The sequence below is a fragment of the Aeromonas sp. QDB62 genome (genome assembly GCF_027705695.1).
Taxonomy (GTDB): domain Bacteria; phylum Pseudomonadota; class Gammaproteobacteria; order Enterobacterales; family Aeromonadaceae; genus Aeromonas; species Aeromonas allosaccharophila.
The window spans coordinates 34209-52753 of sequence record NZ_JAPDCD010000036.1 but is presented as its reverse complement, the minus strand read 5'-3'; the positions used below and the strand labels follow the sequence as shown (position 1 = coordinate 52753).

Annotated in this window: 12 protein-coding genes; 9 read left to right on the top strand and 3 right to left on the bottom strand. The window is 62.8% G+C overall.

Annotated elements, in window-relative coordinates:
- Window positions 1-253 precede the first annotated feature (253 nt).
- From OKC27_RS16975 to OKC27_RS16950, 6 genes are all read left to right on the top strand, one after another.
- Window positions 254-757, top strand: coding sequence for an NUDIX hydrolase (locus OKC27_RS16975; protein WP_182938159.1), 504 nt, complete (start codon window positions 254-256; stop codon window positions 755-757).
- Between the two features lie 151 nt (window positions 758-908).
- Window positions 909-3071 carry an AsmA family protein gene (locus OKC27_RS16970; protein WP_182938158.1) on the top strand — a complete coding sequence of 721 codons (2163 nt, stop codon included), beginning with the start codon at window positions 909-911 and terminating at the stop codon, window positions 3069-3071.
- Window positions 3072-3216: 145 nt separating this feature from the next.
- Entirely contained in the window at window positions 3217-4599 is a 1383-nt protein-coding gene (locus OKC27_RS16965) for an ATP-binding protein (RefSeq protein ID WP_182938157.1), read from the top strand.
- On the top strand, window positions 4596-5243 hold the full coding sequence (locus OKC27_RS16960; protein ID WP_182938156.1) for a response regulator transcription factor: 648 nt from the start codon (window positions 4596-4598) through the stop codon (window positions 5241-5243). The genes OKC27_RS16965 and OKC27_RS16960 overlap by 4 nt, the downstream gene beginning before the upstream one ends.
- A gap of 50 nt (window positions 5244-5293) precedes the next feature.
- Entirely contained in the window at window positions 5294-6040 is a 747-nt protein-coding gene (locus OKC27_RS16955; RefSeq protein ID WP_232093571.1) for a DUF2861 family protein, read from the top strand.
- Window positions 6041-6147: 107 nt separating this feature from the next.
- On the top strand, window positions 6148-8349 hold the full coding sequence (locus OKC27_RS16950; protein WP_182938154.1) for a glycoside hydrolase: 2202 nt from the start codon (window positions 6148-6150) through the stop codon (window positions 8347-8349).
- A gap of 90 nt (window positions 8350-8439) precedes the next feature.
- Here OKC27_RS16950 and glnE read toward each other — a convergent pair whose 3' ends face one another.
- The 3 genes from glnE to OKC27_RS16935 form a co-directional block, all read right to left on the bottom strand.
- The gene (gene glnE, locus OKC27_RS16945) at window positions 8440-11313 is read right to left on the bottom strand and encodes a bifunctional [glutamate--ammonia ligase]-adenylyl-L-tyrosine phosphorylase/[glutamate--ammonia-ligase] adenylyltransferase (protein WP_182938153.1); all 2874 of its coding nucleotides are present in this window, start codon (window positions 11311-11313) and stop codon (window positions 8440-8442) included.
- A gap of 158 nt (window positions 11314-11471) precedes the next feature.
- The gene (locus tag OKC27_RS16940; protein ID WP_182938152.1) at window positions 11472-11918 is read right to left on the bottom strand and encodes a GNAT family N-acetyltransferase; all 447 of its coding nucleotides are present in this window, start codon (window positions 11916-11918) and stop codon (window positions 11472-11474) included.
- A gap of 82 nt (window positions 11919-12000) precedes the next feature.
- A complete protein-coding gene (locus OKC27_RS16935; RefSeq protein ID WP_182938151.1) occupies window positions 12001-13251 on the bottom strand; it encodes a methyl-accepting chemotaxis protein in 1251 nt (416 codons plus the stop codon).
- A gap of 101 nt (window positions 13252-13352) precedes the next feature.
- On the opposite strand from OKC27_RS16935, the gene OKC27_RS16930 reads away from it, so the two are divergent.
- The 3 genes from OKC27_RS16930 (at window position 13353) to putA (ending at window position 18346) form a co-directional block, all read left to right on the top strand.
- Entirely contained in the window at window positions 13353-14105 is a 753-nt protein-coding gene (locus tag OKC27_RS16930) for a potassium channel family protein (RefSeq protein ID WP_232093570.1), read from the top strand.
- A gap of 146 nt (window positions 14106-14251) precedes the next feature.
- A complete protein-coding gene (locus OKC27_RS16925) occupies window positions 14252-14857 on the top strand; it encodes a TIGR04211 family SH3 domain-containing protein (RefSeq protein WP_005335443.1) in 606 nt (201 codons plus the stop codon).
- A gap of 324 nt (window positions 14858-15181) precedes the next feature.
- Window positions 15182-18346, top strand: coding sequence for a bifunctional proline dehydrogenase/L-glutamate gamma-semialdehyde dehydrogenase PutA (putA, locus tag OKC27_RS16920; RefSeq protein ID WP_182938149.1), 3165 nt, complete (start codon window positions 15182-15184; stop codon window positions 18344-18346).
- The last annotated feature ends 199 nt before the right edge of the window (window positions 18347-18545 follow it).

Here is an 18545-nt window from a genome sequence, read left to right as displayed (position 1 = left end):
TCAGAAGTGAAACGCGGTAGCGCCGATGGTAGTGTGGCATTCGCCATGCGAGAGTAGGACACTGCCAGGCACCCAATCCAAGAAACCCCGCTCGATGAGCGGGGTTTTTTATTGCCTGATATTCAGAAAGTCGTCTGATAATTGACCTGTTTTACCCCTATTTCCCCTGAACTCTTTATCTTCCCTTCTGTTTTACTCATAAAAATCGGCGTTAGCGGCGTAAAATGGCGCTTTATTTCGTCGGAGATAGCCCATGTTTTGTCCAAAATGCGGCGGTCAAACCCTGCTGAGCATCAGTCATAAAGAGTGTCGTTGTGACTGCGGTTTTCATTTTTTCCAGAATGTTGCAGCGGCTGTGATGGTGGCGATCTGCTGGCAGGACGAGGTGCTGGTTGCGGTGCGCGCCCGCAATCCGGGCAAGGGGTTACTGGATCTGCCGGGGGGATTCGTCGACCCCGGCGAGTCGCTGGAAGTCGCGCTGCGTCGCGAGTTGCAGGAGGAGTTGGGGTTCGATATGGTCGGTCAGCCATGCCGTTATCTTGGCTCGTTCGCCAATACCTATCCCTATGACGGCATCATATACCACACCTGTGACACCTTTTTCGCCATCAGGCTGAGCGAAAAACCGGTTATCCAGCCCGCCGATGATGTAGCTGATTGTCAGTGGGTGAAGCTCGATACGCTCTGCTTGTCCCGTTTTGCTTTCACCTCGACCCGCTCTGCCGTGACGCTATTGCAGCAGTCTGCTCATCCCTGAACTTGAGGGCCTTCGGGGCCTCTGTTGAGCGCAGATGCCAGAGTTCGCGACTATCCCTGTCCGGTGCTCTCGTCCTTTTTGCCGCCATGCCCCCTCTGCATTGCCCCGGGTGATATAGTCACGGTCAGGATCCCTATTCAAGGAGTTCATCGTGAAGAAGATCATCTACATCTTGCTGGGCCTTGCCGTGGCGGCAGTGGTGGCCATTGTGGCGCTGGTCAGCCTTATCGACCCCAATCAATTCAAGCCCCAACTGGCTGAACAGGTGCGCAAGAGCACGGGCCGCGAACTGGTGATGGCGGGGGAGATTGACTGGCGCTTCTGGCCGAGTCTCGGTCTCTCGCTGGAGCAGGTCGCCCTGCGCAATCCGACCGGTTTTGCCGAGCCGGATCTCGTTCGTTTCGATCAGGGGGAGGCCTCAGTGGCACTGTTGCCGCTGCTCTCCCATCGACTGGAGATCGGCAAGGTGACCCTGAGCGGTGCCCATCTCTTTATCCAGACCAAAGCGGATGGCAGCTCCAATCTGAGTGGACTGATCAAGGATACCACTGCTGATACAAGCGAACCGGTCATCCCTGCAACCCCTGCGCCAGCCGCTGATAGCAAGCCTTGGCAGATCAGTTTGCAGGGTGTGGCGCTCTCCCAGGCCAGTGCGCTGGTGCAGGATGATCGCAGCGGCGCCTCGTTGCGGCTGGAGCGCCTCGATCTCGATATGGGGCAGCTGGCTACCGGTGAGTGGGTGCCCGTGACGCTTGCCGCCAAGGGGAGTGCCGACAAGCTCGCTTTCGATATCAAGGGACAAACCCAGATCAAGCTGGCGCAGGAGACCATGGCCAGCGAACTGAAAGATCTGAGCCTCAGTGGCAGCCTGAGTGACTCGTCCCTGCGACTCGAGAGTTTCTCCATCAAGGGAGACCGACTGGCCCTAGGTGAGTGGAGCAACCTCACGCTGGCACTCAAGGGGGCCAAAGGCGAGGGGCAGCAACCTTCACTGGCTGGTTCGCTGGAAGGAACGCTCAAGGGGCGGCTCGATAAAGAGATGAAGCTGGCCGAGCTCTCCGATATGGTGCTGACCGCCGCGTTGGAAGGTGATGCGCTGCCGCGCCCGCAAATGAAGCTGAAACTGGCCGGTTTTGCCCGTGCCGAGCTCGACAAGCAGTTGATTACCCTGAGCAAGCTGGTGATGAGTGCCGATGAGGCGCTGTTGAGTGGTGATGGAACCGTGCAGCTTGGAGCTGTTCCCGCGATCACTTTCGATCTCAAGGGTGAGAAGCTGGATCTCGACAGCTGGCTCGCCAAAGCGACACCGACCACGACCGCACAGGCGAAAGAGAGCAAACCGGCGACCGGTGCCTCCAATGCCGCGGCAAGTGGCAATAAAGCAGTAAGCGGCAAGAGCGAAGCCCTCTCCGCGGTTGAACCGGATCTGGGCGCGCTCAAAGGGGTGGATCTGGATGGTCGGCTGCAACTCGGCAGCTTGCGCCTGAAAGGGCTGGATCTCGGCGCTGTCGATCTTCAGGTGGTTCTGGCCAAGGGGCTGCTCACGCTCAAGCAGTTCAGCGCGACCGTGGCTGGCGGTCAGGTCAACGCGAACGGGGTACTCGACGCGCGCCAGCAACCCGCCACCTACAAGGTGCACAAGCAGGTGGCCGGAGTGAACATTCGTCCCTTGCTGCAGACTCTGGCCCAGAGTGATCTGCTGGAGGGCAAGGGCGATCTGGATGTGCAGGTGCAGGGCCGTGGTCTCTCCGCGCTGGCTCTGCGCAACGGGATGCAGGGCAAAGTCACATTGAAGCTGAGCGATGGCGCCCTGCACGGCATCAACCTGCCGGAGATGATCCGCGAGGCGCGGGCTACCCTCACCGGCAAGGGGGCCGAGCAGGTGAAGGAGGCGCGCAAGACCGACTTCAGCGCCCTGACCGCCAGCTTCCAGATTGCCGACGGCATCGCTCGCAGCAACGACATCCAGCTCTTTGCCCCGGCCTTGCGGGTCAAGGGGGAGGGGCAGACTGCGCTGGTGCCGGAGAGCCTCGACTTCCTGTTCCTCACCTCCATCGTCGAGAGCAGCAAGGGGCAGGGGGGCAAGGATGTGGACGAGCTGAAGGAGATCACCATTCCGGTACGGATCGGCGGCCACTGGCAGGCGCCGAGCTATCAGCTTGACGTAAAGGCGCTGCTCAGCAACAACAAGCTGCTGGAGGAGAAGGCCCGCAAGGAGGCCGAGCGCGGACTCAAGAAGCTGCTGGGTGACAAGGCCGACAACGAGGCCGTCAAAGGGGTGGCTGACCAGCTGCTCAAGGGACTGTTCAAATAGGTGACGGTTCATATGGGCTGGCGCGAGCCGCGCCAATGCCGTTAGCGGTTGACCGGATGTCAGCGCCATTGAAAAATGGCGCTGACATTTTTTATGGCGCAGTGATCTGCTGTGCCTTGATCCGGAGTCATCTCGAGTTGAACCCATGCGCCTGATCCTGCTGCTCTGCTCCCTGATCTGCTACGGCATGGCTTCTCCCGTGCTGGCCGGGTCGCTGGCGGATCGCCTGGCGGGTGAGCTGGCCAAACAGGCACCCGAACAGGCGCTGCCTCTTGACGAGGTGCAGCGGCTCGACCGTCGCCTGATTGCTCCCGACTCCCTTCATCCTGCCTGGCAGAGCTACCCGCTGCGCCAGTTGCAGGCTATCTATCGCTATCAGCAGGAGTGCGGGACAGATAACGCCTTGCCCGCCGAGTGGCTGCCGCTGCTGGGGGCGCTTTGCAAAGAGGGGCCTGTGCCCTCGGCCAGCTGGTTTGCCGCTCACCCCGTCTATCCGCTGGGGGGAAGTAGCGCCGCCCGCTGGCAGGCTGGCCATCCGGCGGCTGGGCTCGACGCTCTGCTCCATGTGCGGGAGCGGCGCGATCAGCTGGGGCAGCTTGGCGAGCTTGATGATGACAACCTCGATGCCCTGCTGCGGGGTGAGCGCTGGTTGCTGCAATCCGGCCAGCTCTGGCTGCTCGCAGATCAGCAGTGGCGTCGTTACAGTGCCGGGCAGTGGCAACCGCTGGCCGAGCGGCTCGGCGTGATGCTGGATAGTCGGGTCGATGGCCCCTGTCAGGAACGGGTCGGCGCGCTCTGCATCAACGAGCGCCCAACGATCCATTGGCAGTGGCTGGCGCTGGCCAGCTCGCTTGGTTTCATCTCGCTGCTGGGGTGGGCCAGTTGGCAGCGCTGGCGTCTGCTGCAGGAGCGGCGCGTCGCATTGCAGATGCTGACCCACGAGCTGCGCACTCCCATCATGGCGCTCTCCGGCATCAGCGAGGAGCTGCGCCACGATTTCGACCGGCTGCCCCCTTCCGCCCAGCAGAGCGTGGGGCAACTGCTGGGCAGTGTCGCCCGTCTGCATCAACTGGCGCAGGCCAGTCGCCACTATCTGGCGGCAGAGGCTCTCGAAGATGAGCGGGTGGCGGTCAGTCTGGCCGAGTGGCTCACCCTGGCTTGCGGGCGCCATGGCGCCACCTTCTGCCTTGAGCGTGAGATAACTCTGGCGCTCCCCTTCTACTGGCTCGATCTCGCCCTCGACAACCTGCTGCGCAACGCCAGCCAGCATGGCCGCGCACCGGTTCGCGTCTGTGCCAGCTGGCAGGCGGGGCGCTTGATCCTCGCGGTCAGCGATGGTGGCGAGCTGTCGGGTTACCGGCTCGCCACCCTGCTGCGCCGCGGTGCCCGTGCCGATGGGCTGGGGCTGGGGCTTGCCATAGTGCGCCATCTGTTGCGCCGTCTGGGCGGGCACTTCACCCTTTCCGGCCCGCCCACCACCTTCACCCTGACGCTGCCCTGCCAACTCTGGAGCGACACCGAATCATGAAGACCATCCTGCTTGTCGAAGACGAGGCGCTGCTGGCGGAGAATCTGCAACGCTATCTGACCCGCGAGGGGTATCACTGCCTCTGGTGCGACACCCTCACTGCGGCGGAGCGACAGTGGCTGGCGGCGGATCTGGTGCTGCTGGATCGCACCATGCCAGAGGGGGATGCCCTCGACTGGTTGCCCCAGTGGCTGGCGCGCAAGGCACTGCCGGTGATCGTGCTGACCGCCCGGGTGGAGGTGAGCGATCGGGTGGCCGGGCTCGATGCGGGGGCGCGCGACTACCTCACCAAGCCCTTCTCCCACGACGAGCTGCTGGCGCGGATCCGGGCCCAGCTGCGCCAGTTGGGGGATGGCACTCAGGCGGTGGGCGGCTTGCAGCTTCATCCCGCCCGGATGCAGGCGAGCTGGCAGGCTGCGGAGGTGAGCTTCACCCCCACCGAGTTTGCCCTGCTCACCCTGCTGGTGCGGATGGCGGGGCGGGTGCTGAGCCGGGAGGAGATCCTCAATCGGGTGTGGGGCTATCAGGCGTTCCCCTCCACCCGCACGGTTGATACCCATATTCTGCAACTGCGCCAGAAGCTGCCCGGGCTGGCCATCGAGACGGTGCGCGGCATCGGCTACCGACTGGAGGTAGAGCAGTGAAGCGCGCAATACTGGCCGCGCTGCTGTTGGCTCTAAGCACTGGCTGCGTTATGGCAACTGAACGTGCCGATCCACTGCAACCGGCTACCCTGGCGCTGTTGCAGGGGGATAACCGGCACGCCTGGCAATCTTTGCAGCAGGCATGGCCTGCGCTCAACAGCGATGCCGAGCGCCGCAGCTGGCAGGGAATGCTGGCTGCGCTGAGTGCCCAGCATTGCGGCAAGGATTTCCCGCTCACTCTGTCTGATGGGGTGAGCGAGCTGCGCCTTGAGCTGATCCAGCGCGATGCGCCGCTGCTGCGGGATTATCGGGTGCAGCTGACTGGGGAGGGGCCCATTACCGCCGCTGAACTTATCGATCCCGCTGGTAGTGACCGACTGGCTGGCGCCCAGTGGGAGGCGGAGGAGAACTCCGGAGTCAGGGTCGTGGGGGCCGATCTACCGATGCCTTTGCCAGCTGGGCTCTATCAGCTGCGGCTGACGGTGGCGGGCCAGCGCTGGCAGGTGGCGTTGCCGCTGCCTGCGGTGCAGGATCTGGACTGGCTCTCCCGCTCGCCGCAGGCGGTAGCCAATCCTCCCGCCAATCCCGCTTCGTGCACTCCGCTCTGGCTTGAGCAGACTGTGCTGGCCCGCCCGCAATACTCACTGCTCTGGTGGCACCGGATTGCGCCTAATGAGCCGGTGAACTGGCCAACCGCCACGCCCGACAGCTGGCGCACCCTCTCGCTGGTGCAGACCAGCCAGCGTGGCCAGCTGGTGTTGCAGCTGAGTCACAGTCAGGCGGGGCCGGTGGATTAATGCGCATCGTGATAGGCAGTTGCACGCAATCCTGACATTGGCCTGACAATCGCAGGCCGCCGATCTGCTGAAATGGCGATTCCCGTTTTTATCAGGAATCACCGACCATGACTTCTTTCCCCGTGCTGGCGAGCCGGATCCGCCCGCTGCTGCTGTTGGCGCCGCTGCTATCTTTGCTCTCACTGCCTGCCGAGGCGCTGACCCTGGCCAACGATCAGTGGCGCATCGAGCTGGATCCCGCCACCCTAGCGGCCGAGGCTGTGCTGCCATCGGGCAGGCACCTTGCCATCTCTGCCCCCAGCCCGCGTCAGCTGGTTACCGCCTTGCAGCAGAAGGGGGAGCGTGCCAGCTGGCTGACCCGTGCCGATGGCGAGGTGCGAGCCTCGGCCCGTCTCGAGGGCAATCGCCTGATCCTCAGCTTGAGCCGTGCGAGTGCTGGCGAGCTGGTGTGGCCGCGGGTGCCGGCAGGGGCGCAGGCGCTGATGCTGCCGATCCACGAGGGTTTTCGCATCCCGGTTGATCATCCCGCGTGGCGCAAAGCGCTGGCTGGCGAGTATCAGGGGATCAACACCACCGAGGATCTCACTCTGCCGCTGGTCGGGCTGGATCACGGCGATCAGCAGCTGGCGATCCTCTTTGCCAATCCCTTCAACAACCGCCTCACCTTTGCCCCGAAGCAAGATGGCATTGCCCTCACCGCGACCCATAGCGTCAATCGTCTCAATCTTACCGCCCCCTATGAGGTGGCGGTGTCGCTGCAACCGGGCAATGACTGGCTGGCGGCGGGCAAGGCCTATCGCAGCTGGTTGCAGGAGCGGGGCGAGCTGGTCTCGCTCGAGAGCAAGCTGGCGGCGGTGCCGGATGGCAAACGGCTGATTGGCGCCTCTCACCTCTACCTCTGGGGCGAGCGACTGCTGGTGCCACAGGATGTGAAGAGCTGGCCCGCGTTGCGCCGCCTGATCCCTGCCGACTGGCTCAAGGGGGAGAGCAAGCGTGCGCTGCAAGCGTCCGATCTCGAGCGCAACCGCTACCTGCAAAATCTGGTGTTGGCCGGAGTTGAGCAGGCGCTTGCGCTGCGCCACCCGGGTCAGCAACTGGCCGATTTCACCGCCCGGCGTGCGCGGGCGGCCACGCAACTGGGCGCTGCGCTCAATGACCCGCAGAGTTGGGGGGATGGTAGCTCGGCCAAGATGATCGCCGCTCTCAAGCAAGCTGGACTACCAAAACTCTGGCTGGGTCTGCCCCAGTGGACGGCGGGCTTTGCTGCGCCAGAGGGGATTGAACTTGCCAAAGCGGCGGGCTATCTCATCGCACCTTACGACTCCTACGATACCGCGCTGCCGGAGGAGAATCGGCAGCAGAGCTGGCTCACCGCCCAGATGGGGCAGGATATCTACCTGCGCTGCGGCATCATGCAGGAGAACGGTCGGCGCAAGAGCGGTTTTCAAAGCAGCGGCGTCTACACCAATCAGGCCTGCGTGCGCCCGGTGATGGAGCAGCGAGTGCCAAAATTGCAGCAGGCGAGCCACTACAACAGCTGGTTCCTCGATGTGGCGGCGACCGGCATGGTGTTTGACGACTTCGACCCGGCCAAGCCAACCACTCAGGCGCAGGATGCGGACAACCGGATGGCGGGGATGGCGTGGATTGCCAAGAGTCAGGGTGTGCTGGTGGGCTCCGAGGAGGGCGGCGCGGTTGCCAACCGCACCGCGGCCTTTGCCCACGGCCCCCAGACCAGCGGTTTTGGCTGGCAGGATCCCGATATGCGCCGCAACAAGCGCTCTCCCTACTATCTGGGGGCCTGGTATCCCGACTATCAGCCTGCATTTTTCTTTCGCCAGAGCCACCTAAAACCTGAGTATCAGGGGCTCTACTTCGATCCGGCGCTGCGGCTGCCGCTGTTCCAGAGCGTCTTTCACGACAGCATAGTGACCACCCACCACTGGACGATAGACAGCCTGAAGTTCAGGGAGAGCCGTCAGGTCACCGAACTGTTGCAGCAGCTCTACAACGTGCCGCCCCTGCTCAACCTCAGTCTGGATAGCGCCAGCGTGCGCATTCCCTACCTCAAGGGGCTCGATGCCTTCTTCCGTCCGCTGCATGAGAGGCTCTACAACCAGCCGCTCACCGGTTTTCGCTGGCTCGATAAAAGAGGTGTGGTGCAGCAGAGCGAGTTTGCCGATAGCACTCGACTGATAGCCAACTTCGGCCCGGCCACCGAGCTGGCGGGGATCAAACTGGCCGCTCAAAGCGTGTTGGCGCTATTGCCCGATGGCAGGAAGTTGCAGTTTTTATCGCAAGCTGATTGATTGGCGGATCACTCATCGGCTCTAGCAGAGACAACAAGGGCCCGCCTGAATTGCTTCAGGCGGGCCCATTTTCATTGCTGTCGGCGGGAATTACTCTCCCAGCAGCTGTTGCCAGACGTTCAGCACATGGCTGCGTTCACTCTGCAGCTGATCGTCGCTCACCTTGCGGGAGATCTCCGAGAGGTTGAGGCGATGGCCGAGGTTGCGGATCTCCAGATAGGCCTGTTTCAGCCCCTCTGCCTGCTCCAGGGTCAGTACCCCTGCCATCACGCACTCATCGAAGATGCGCACGTTATCGGACCAGCGGGTGAGGGCATCGGGTTCGCTACAAGCGTGGGCCAGCACCAGATACTGGGCGATAAACTCGATATCCACCATGCCGCCGGGTGACTGCTTGAGGTCAAACTCGCCGGCACCCGCCTTGAGCAGGTGATCCCGCATCTTGTGGCGCATCTCGCGCACCTCGCCGGCCAGGGTCGGCAGCTCCCGCTCCTTGGCCAGCACATCGCGGCGGATGCGGGCAAACTCGGCAATGATGGCATCGTCACCATAGATGGGACGGGCCCGCACCAGCGCCTGATGCTCCCAGGTCCACGCCTCGTTTTGCTGATACTGCTCGTAGGCCGAGAGGGACGAGACCAGCAGGCCTGAGTCGCCGGAGGGGCGCAGCCGCATGTCGATCTCGTAGAGGATGCCGGACGGGGTGCGGGTGCTGAACAGGTGCAGGATCCGCTGGGCCAGGCGCAGGTAGAACTGGCGGCTGTCGATGGGTTTGCGACCGTCGGTGTAGCTGTTGGGGTCGCCGCCATGCAGGAACACCAGATCGAGATCCGAGCCGTAGCCGAGCTCGATGCCGCCCAGCTTGCCGTAGGCCACCACAGCAAAGCCGCGCTGGCCGCTCACCGCCACCTCGGGTGGCACCCCGTAGCGCTCGCTCATCTGGGCCCACGCCTGATTGACCACCTCCTCGGTGATCGCCTCCGCCAGCCAGGTGAGGTGGTCGCTCACCTTCATCAGCGGCAGGGCGCCGGCGATGTCGGCCGCCACGATGCGCAGCAGCTGCACCTGCTTGAACTGGCGCAGTGCCTCCATCTGCTGCTCCACATCCTCTTCGGGGATGCGCAGCAGGAACTGGCGCAACTGGGGCTTGTACTGATCGAGCGGGGTGGGGTGGTAGAGGTGCTGGGGATCGAGCAGCTCGTCCAGCAGGATGGGGTAGCGGGCCAGCTGCTCGCTCACCAGATGGCTGGCATCGCACAGCCGCACCAGCTGGCGTAGGGCGCCCGGGTTTTCCGCCAGCAGTTGCAGATAGGCGCTGCGGGTGAAGATGCGGGTCAGCAGCTCGCATACCCGCTCGAACAGGCGGGCGGGTTGCTCACTGGCCACCACCAGTCGCAGCAGCTCAGGCATCAGCCAGTCCAGCGCGATGCGCCCCTGCGGGCCCACCTGACGGCGCTTGTACTCCTCCTTGAAACGCAGCAGCGCAGCGCAGAGCGGGGCGGGCTCGGCCACCCCCTGTGCGGTCAGCAGTTTTTCCAGCTCGGCGGCGTCGAGCTCGGTGCGCCAGAGATCGAGCCAGAGCTGCTCCAGATGGGCGGGTGCCTCTTTCTCTTCCCCCACCACGGCGGCGAACTCCTGATGGACGGCGGCCATCTCCTCATCGAGATGAGCCATAAAGGCGCTCCAGTCGGCAAAACCCAGAGCCGCGATCAGCCGCTGGCGATCCCGCTCCTCGGTGGGCAGGGTCTGGGTCTGTTGATCGCCGATCTCCTGCAAGATGTTTTCGACCCGGCGCAGGAAGCGATAGGCATCCAGCAAGCGATCGCAATGGGCGGATTCGAGGGCGCCGCACTGGGCGATGGCGGCCAGCGCTTCGGGCAGGTGACGCACCCGCAGCGCCGGTTCGCGCCCGCCGCGGATCAGTTGCAGCGCCTGGGCGATAAACTCCACTTCACGGATGCCACCGGCGCCCAGCTTGATGTTGCCCTCCAGCCCCTTGCGGCGTACCTCGGCGGCGATCATCGCCTTCATCTGGCGCAGACCGTCGATAACGCCGAAGTCGATATAGCGGCGAAACACGAAGGGGCGCAGCATCTCAGCCAGTTCCACCGCGTGTTCGCACTGGGGGCCCAGTACCCGTGCCTTGACCATGGCGTAGCGCTCCCAGTTGCGGCCGTGATGCTGGTAGTAATCCTCCATGGCGGCGAAGGAGATGGCCAGTGGCCCCGCATCGCCAAAGGGGCGCAGCCGCATGTCGACCCGGAACACCTGACCATCCTGGGTGGGCTGGTGGAGGGCGTTGATGATGCGCTGGCCCAGCTTGATAAAGAACTGCTGGTTGGCGAGTTCGCGCCGCCCGCCGACCGTGTAGCCGTTCTCGGGGAAGGTGAAGATTAGGTCGATGTCCGAGGAGAAGTTGAGCTCGCCGCCCCCGAGCTTGCCCATGCCGAGAATGAGCAGCGGCTGCGGGTTGCCGTTGCCGTCCATCGGAGTGCCCAGCTCGCTGCACTGCTTGGCGTAGAGCCAGTCGCGGGCGGAGCAGATGAGGGCATCCGCCAGCTTGGTGAGGTGGATAAAGCTCTCTTCCACCGCCGCATGGCCCAGCAGCTCGCGCCAGGCGATCACCAGCATGCGGCTGCGGCGGAACTGGCGCAGGATGCGCTTGAGCGCCTCTTCATCGCTCACCTCGGCCAGCAGGGCGCTGAGGTCACTCTGGTAGGCAGGCCAGCGTTCGGCCCGTTCGAGATCCCCGGAGGCGAGCAGCTCGGTCAGCAACTCCGGCTGCTTGAAGAGGGAATCGGCGACAAAATCAGAGAGACCGAGCAGGGTCAGCAGGGTGTGGCGAATCGGTTCGGGCAGGTCGCCATAGTCGGGGGCCAGCTCGATCAGTCGCTGCCACTGACGTTCGGCCTGTTCTTGCAGCAAGGGAGAGAGAGCGGAGAAAGAGGGAGAGTGCTGGGCCACGGTTGCCGTCCTTGTGGTTCACGACAGCTGGTTAACGACACGGGTTAACGAAACTGCCGGTTCAAAATGGTGGCTGCCAATCTAGCATTGTCAGGCCCCCGCGTCACAGCGCAGGGGCGAGAAGCATGATCAGGCGGGAATATTCGGCAGCTGGCGGTTCAGGTGCGCTGGTAGATGGTGGGGTGGTAGATCTCCATCAGGCTGCCCGGGCTGGCGGGCGGCGCAAAGCCAAAACCGGCGTAGAGGCCGTGGGCATCGGAGGTCGCGAGGGCGAGGCGGCGTAATCCCTGCAACTCGGGATGGTCGACAATGGCCGCCACCAACGCCTTGCTGTAACCGCGGCCGCGATACTCAGGCAGCACAAACACATCAGCTAGATAGCCGAAGGTGGCCTTGTCTGTGATTACTCGGGCAAAGGCAACCTGCTGACCGCTTATATAGCCGCCAACGCAGAGGGAGTGGTTGATGGCCCGCACCACCGTACTGTGCGGAATGCCGCGACACCAGTAGGCCTCTTCGGAGAGAAAACGGTGGATCAGCGGCACGTCGAGCCGCCCTTTGTCGTCACTGATCTCGAGTGGTGGGTGCGTTGCGTTCTGCTGCATGTTGGCTCCTTGCCGTGCGCTGGAAATGAGAAAGGCCCCACAAGGGGCCTTCCAGTCTAACCGGATTGGGACGCGAAAACAGTCAGGCAAGCTTGAAGGAGTGGATCTGGCTGTCGAGATCCTTGCTGTGCTGCTCGACCAGCTCGGAGGCCTCTTGCAGCTCGCGTAGCACCACGACGGAGCCTTCGGCGATCTGCTTGACCTGTTCCAGATTGCCGCGCATCTCTTCGGCGACCGAACTCTGCTGCTCGGAGGCGGCGGCGATGTGGCGGTTCATGTCGGCCACGCCCTGTACTCGCTGCACTATGGTGGCGAGCTGGGTACCGGCCTGGGTGACCTGTTCCACTCCCTTGTCAGCCTGACGTACGCTCTGGGCCATCAGTTCGGCGGCCTGAGCGGCATTGCCCTGCAACTGCTCGATCATCTTCTGGATCTCGACGGTGGCAGCCTGGGCCCGGTTGGCCAGCTCGCGCACTTCGGAGGCCACCACGGCAAAACCACGACCCGCTTCACCGGCGCGGGCCGCTTCGATGGCGGCGTTCAGTGCCAACAGGTTGGTCTGTTCCGAGATGCCGCGAATGGTGTCGACTACCGAGCCAATGCGCTCGACCCCCTGCTCCACCTCGTTGACCACGGTGGCGGAGCGCTGGATGTTGCCGGAGAGGGTGTCTATGGTGCTGACGGTGTCGGCGACGCAGCGGCTCCCCTCTTCCGCCAGTTGGCTGGTCTCGGCGGTGGCGTGAGAGGCCTGATCCGCATGGGCGGCCACCTCGCGAATGGCGCCGACCATCTGGCTCATGGCGCTGGCCAGCTGTTCGATCTGGGTGAACTCTTCGTTGATCGCTTCGTTGGCCTCTTCCATGCAAAGGGTCACCTGGGAGGCGATGTCGTTGAGCTCCTTGCAGGCGGCGCGCTGGTTGCCAAACACCTCTTTGAGATTCTCCTGCGAGTGTGAGACCGCCTTGGCGATGTCACCGAATTCGTCACGAGACTTGAGCAGTACCTTGTGGCTGAGGTCCCGCTTGGCGAAGCGTTCCAGCAGGCCCACCAGATAGTGCACCTGCTTGACCATCAGGCGGGAGCCGGTGAGCAGCAGGATCACGAACAGCAGCCCCATGATGGCGGTCTCCATCAGACCGGTCCAGAGCAGGCGATTGGAGATCGCATCCGCCTTGGCGGGATCGAGCCCTTCGCTGAGCAGGGTCGCTTCCAGATTGTTGGCGTCAAACCAGAGTTTTGTCAGTAGCAGGAGGGTACTGAACACCATCAGCAGCACCACTTTGGGTACCAACCGGATGTTGCTCATTCTTTTCTCCAGCAGGTTCAGCTGCATTGTCATTCTCCTTTTAAAAGCCGTTTTTTCCTTTGCCCTCAGGACTATCGGCATTATCTTCTCTTTTATTAATTTGCACTGTGCTTAAAGTTGGAAAATGTATGCGACATCACTTAACTCATCTGCGGGCGATGGATCTGCTGATGGCATTTCTGTCGATTATCTCGGTTGTGCTGGTGACGGCCCGCTGGTGGGGCCATGAGAGCCTGACACCACAGACTCTGCAGCTCTTCTATGACCTCGACAGTCTGATCTGCTACTTCTTCCTCGCGCACTTTGCTTATGGCTGGATCCGGGCGCCCGATCGCAAGGCATTTTTCATGACCAACTGGATCTATCTGCCGGGTAGTCTGCCGATGGTGGAGCAGCTGCGCTGGGCCCGTCTGCTCCAGCTGTGGCGGGTCTATCAGTTGTTCAAGGAGCACCCGGATCTCTGGGCCATGTTCCGTCGCGAGCGCAACGAGACCACTCTCTCCGGCATCCTGTTTCTGTTCTTCCTGCTGCTGGGGGTGGGTTCCGGCGTCATGTACTGGATTGAGTCAGGCCAGCCCGGCAGCCAGATTGCGACACCCTATGACGCGTTCTGGTGGACGCTGGTGACCCTCTCGACAGTGGGTTACGGGGATCTGGTGCCCAAGACCGAGGAGGGGCGGTTTGTCGCCAGCCTGCTGATCCTGTTCGGGGTCGGTCTGTTCGGTGCCATCAGCGGTTTTATGGCCAGCCTGTTTTTGCAGCCCAACAAGGGGGATGGCGAGACCGACAAGTGGCGTCATCACTACAACAACCAGCAAGAGGAGCTGCTGCGGGAGATCCGCGCCCTGCGCAGCGAAGTGCAGGAGCTGAAAAACAAGTGAGGCCGCAGACGGGCAAGTTGCGAGTTGACTCGCAACTCTGCGCTCTTTAATCCGGGGGAGGTGCTTTTTCTTTGCTTGTCCTTTAACCTGCTGGCGGCTTAACATTCAACCTCTTGTCCAAACCTGAAAAAGAGAACCGATCGACCATGCGCGCCCTTCTCGGGATTTTGATCTGCTTGTGTGCCCAACAGGCACTGGCCGATACCCGTTATGTTTCAGACAACATCTTTACCTATATCCACAATGGCCCGGGTACCCAGTACCGGATCCTTGGTAGCGTCAAGGCTGGTGAACCGCTGGAGGTAAAGGCGGTGAACAGTGAGGCCGGTTTCACCCAGGTGGTGGACGGTCGTGGTCGCGAGGGGTGGATCAAGAACAGCGAACTGCAGAGCCAGATCAGCCTACGCGAGCGTCTTCCCCAGGTGGAAAAAGAGCGCGATGAGCTTAAAGATCGCCTGCAGAACCTTAACGGTGACAACGAGAAACGCTTCACCGAGAAGGATGGCCAGATCGCTGCCCAGAGCAAGGAGATCGCTGCTCTCAAGGCCCAGCTGGTCAGTCAGGGTGAGGAGATGAGCAATCTCAAAGAGCAGAATGATGCCCTGACCCAGAGCTACGACAACCAGGAGCACGACATGCAGATGGACTGGTTTATCCGTGGTGGTGCCATGGTGGGTGCCGGTATCCTGCTTGGTATCCTGCTGCCCATGCTGCCCCGTCGTCGCAGCCGCGGCGATCGCTGGATGAACTGACAATAGTTGTCTGAACGAATCGAAGGGTCGCCGTGGCGGCCCTTCTTTTTTATCCCGGTTTGCGGCCGCGTCGGTTGCCGCTGGCGGTGGGTCGGGAGGCGGGATGCATGGCGGCAGGATTGTATACAAAATGATGCCAGATGACCCTCGTCACAGTCGGCCAGGTGGCTCGCAGAGGGATCGCGGCGCAGAATTAGCGATCTTTGTTAAAGAGTGGCAACAAATTCATTTCATATAGGGTGCAACATTGTATACATTATCGGCGTTTCGGCGGCGCGTCCGCCTTTGTCGATATCAGCCCTCGGGCGTACAGGAAGACCCCCTATGTTCAAAGCTACTCAAGTGCTTGCTGCTGACTATATCCCCTCCGATCTGGCCGCCCTGCGCGAAGCCATCACTCAAAACTACGTGGTGGATGAAAATGCCTATCTGGCCGAACTGTCGGCCATGTTGCCGGGGGATGGCGCCGCGCTGGAGCAGGTGACCCAGCGTGCCCGTACTCTGGTGACCAAGGTGCGCAAGGAGAGCGGCTCCGGTGACGGTATCGACGCCTTCCTGCAGGAGTACAGCCTCGATACCCAGGAGGGGATCATCTTGATGTGTCTGGCCGAGGCGCTGCTGCGCATTCCCGATGCCGAGACCGCCGACGCCCTGATCAAGGACAAACTCTCCGGTGCCAACTGGTCATCTCATTTTCGCAAGAGCGACTCCACCCTGGTCAACGCCTCTACCTGGGGGCTGATGCTGACCGGCAAGATCATCAAGCTGGACAAGAAGCTCGACGGCAACCCGGCCAACCTGCTGGGGCGCATGGTCAACAAGCTGGGGGAGCCGGTGGTGCGCTCCGCCATGTACGCCGCCATGAAGATCATGGGCAAGCAGTTCGTGCTGGGGCGCGACATGAAAGAGGCGCTCAAGGCGAGCCGCAAATCCCGCGAGCTGGGTTACACCCACACCTACGATATGCTGGGCGAATCGGCGCTGACCTTGCAGGATGCCGACAAGTATCTGACCGATTACCGCAATGCCATCGAGGCGGTCGGTAACGAGCGCATCAGCGACGGCGGCCCGGCCCCCTCCATCTCCATCAAGCTCTCGGCGCTGCATCCGCGCTATGACGTGGCCAACCGCGAGCGGGTGCTCGGCGAGATGTGCGAGCGGCTGGTGGGGCTGGTGCGTCTGGCCCGCGACAAGGACGTGGCCATCAGCATCGATGCCGAGGAGATGGACCGACTCGAGCTGTCGCTGGACTTGTTCGAGCAGCTCTACCGCTCCGACGCCAACCGTGGCTGGGGCAAGCTCGGCATGGTAGTGCAGGCCTACTCCAAGCGCGCGTTGCCGGTACTCTGCTGGCTCACCGCGCTGGCCCGCGAACAGGGTGACCTCATTCCGGTGCGACTGGTAAAAGGGGCCTACTGGGACAGCGAACTGAAATATGCCCAGCAGGCGGGTCTGCCTGGCTATCCGCTCTTTACCCGCAAGGCGGGCACCGACATCTCTTACCTCGCCTGCGCCCGCTATCTGCTGAGCGAGCCGACTCGCGGCTTTATCGCCCCCCAGTTCGCCACCCACAATGCCAATACCGTGGTCAGCATTCTGGAGATGGCGGGCGATCGCCAGTTCGAGTTCCAGCGCCTGCACGGCATGGGGGAGGAGCTGCACAACGCCGTGCTGAACGACAATCCCGGCCTGCACTGCCGCATCTATGCACCGGTCGGTGCCCACAAGGACTTGCTGCCCTATCTGGTGCGCCGCCTGCTGGAAAACGGGGCAAATACCTCCTTCGTCCACAAGCTGGTGGACCCCAACACCCCGGTGGATTCACTGGCCGAGCACCCGCTGCGTACCCTCAAGCGTTACTCCGGCTTTGCCAACGACCGCATTCCGCAGCCGGTAAACCTCTTCAGCGACCGCAAGAACTCCAGCGGCGTCAACATGAATATCCTCTCCATCCAGCGCCCCTTCTTCGCCCGCTTGAAAGAGCTGGAGAGCAAGCAGTGGCTGGCGGGTCCCATCGTCGATGGCGAGACCCTCAAGCGCAGCGAGGCGCGCACCGTGCTGAGCCCGCAGGATGTGAGCCTGACTGTCGGCAAGATCCACTGGGCTGACGAACAGGCGGTGGAGCAGGCTTTGGCATCCGCTCACGCCGCCTTCCCGCGCTGGCGTGAAACCCCGGTGAGCGAGCGTGCTGCGGCGCTGGAGAAGCTGGCGGATCTGCTGGAAGCGCACCGCGAGCAGTTCGTCTCCCTCTGTACCCGCGAGGCGGGCAAGCTGCTGCAAGATGGCATCGACGAGGTGCGCGAGGCGGTCGATTTCTGCCGCTACTACGCGGTGCAAGCGCGCAGCCTGATGGGGCAGGCGACCCTGCTGCCCGGGTACACCGGCGAGCAGAACGAGCTGTTCCTGCAGGGGCGCGGGGTGTTCGTCTGCATCAGCCCATGGAACTTCCCGCTGGCGATTTTCCTCGGCCAAATCGCAGCTGCGCTGGCTACCGGCAACACCGTCATCGCCAAACCGGCGGAGCAGACCGGCCTTATCGCCCATCTGGCGGTGACTCTGGCCCATCAGGCCGGTATTCCGGGCGACGTGCTGCAGCTGCTGCCCGGTGACGGCGCCACCGTCGGCGCCAAGCTGACGGCGGACTCGCGCATCGGCGGCGTCTGCTTCACCGGCTCCACCGAGACCGCCAAGCTCATCAACATGACGCTGGCTAAGCGCGATGGCGCGATTTTGCCGCTTATCGCCGAAACTGGCGGCCAGAATGCCATGATCGTCGACTCCACCGCCCTGCCGGAGCAGGTGGTGCGCGATGTGGTGAGCGCCGCCTTCCAGAGCGCCGGTCAGCGCTGCTCGGCCCTGCGGGTGCTCTACCTGCAGGAAGAGATCGCGCCGCGGGTGCTGGAGATCCTGACCGGTGCCATGCAGGAGCTAAAAGTGGGCAATCCGGCCGAGCACAATACCGACGTCGGTCCGGTGATCGATGCCGAGGCCAAGGCCGGTCTCGATGCTCACCTCGCCTACATGATGCCGCGTGCTCGCCTGATCGCCCAGGCTCCGATGCCCGCCACGACCATGGAAGGGCACTTCGTCCAGCCGACCGCGCTGGAGATCGGCTCCATCCGCGAGCTGGCTAAAGAGCAATTCGGCCCCATCCTGCACGTGGTGCGCTACGCCACCCGGGATCTGGACAAGGTGATCGGCGACATCAATGGCACCGGTTACGGCCTGACGCTCGGGATCCACAGCCGCAACGAATCCCACGCCGAGGAGCTGGCAAGCCGCATCAATGTCGGCAACGTCTATATCAACCGCAACCAGATCGGCGCCATGGTCGGGGTGCAGCCGTTCGGCGGGCAGGGGCTCTCCGGCACCGGCCCGAAGGCGGGTGGCCCCCACTATCTCGGGCGGTTTGTTACCGAGAAGACCCGCACCATCAACACCACGGCGGTGGGTGGCAACGCCTCCCTGCTGGCGATGGGCGATGCCTGATCCGCGTCGCTAGAGGCCGGATACTGGATGCCGGATAACAGCGGGCCGCCTTCGGGCGGCCTTTTTATTTGCGCCATCCGTTTTTTACGAATGGGACAATCGGCCACGGCGGGGTCGTCAGCGACCTGTGCTGGTCGTAAGATGGGAATCATTCGCACGGCTTTTGGCCTCTGCTGGGGCCCGCCGTAGCCAGGGTTTT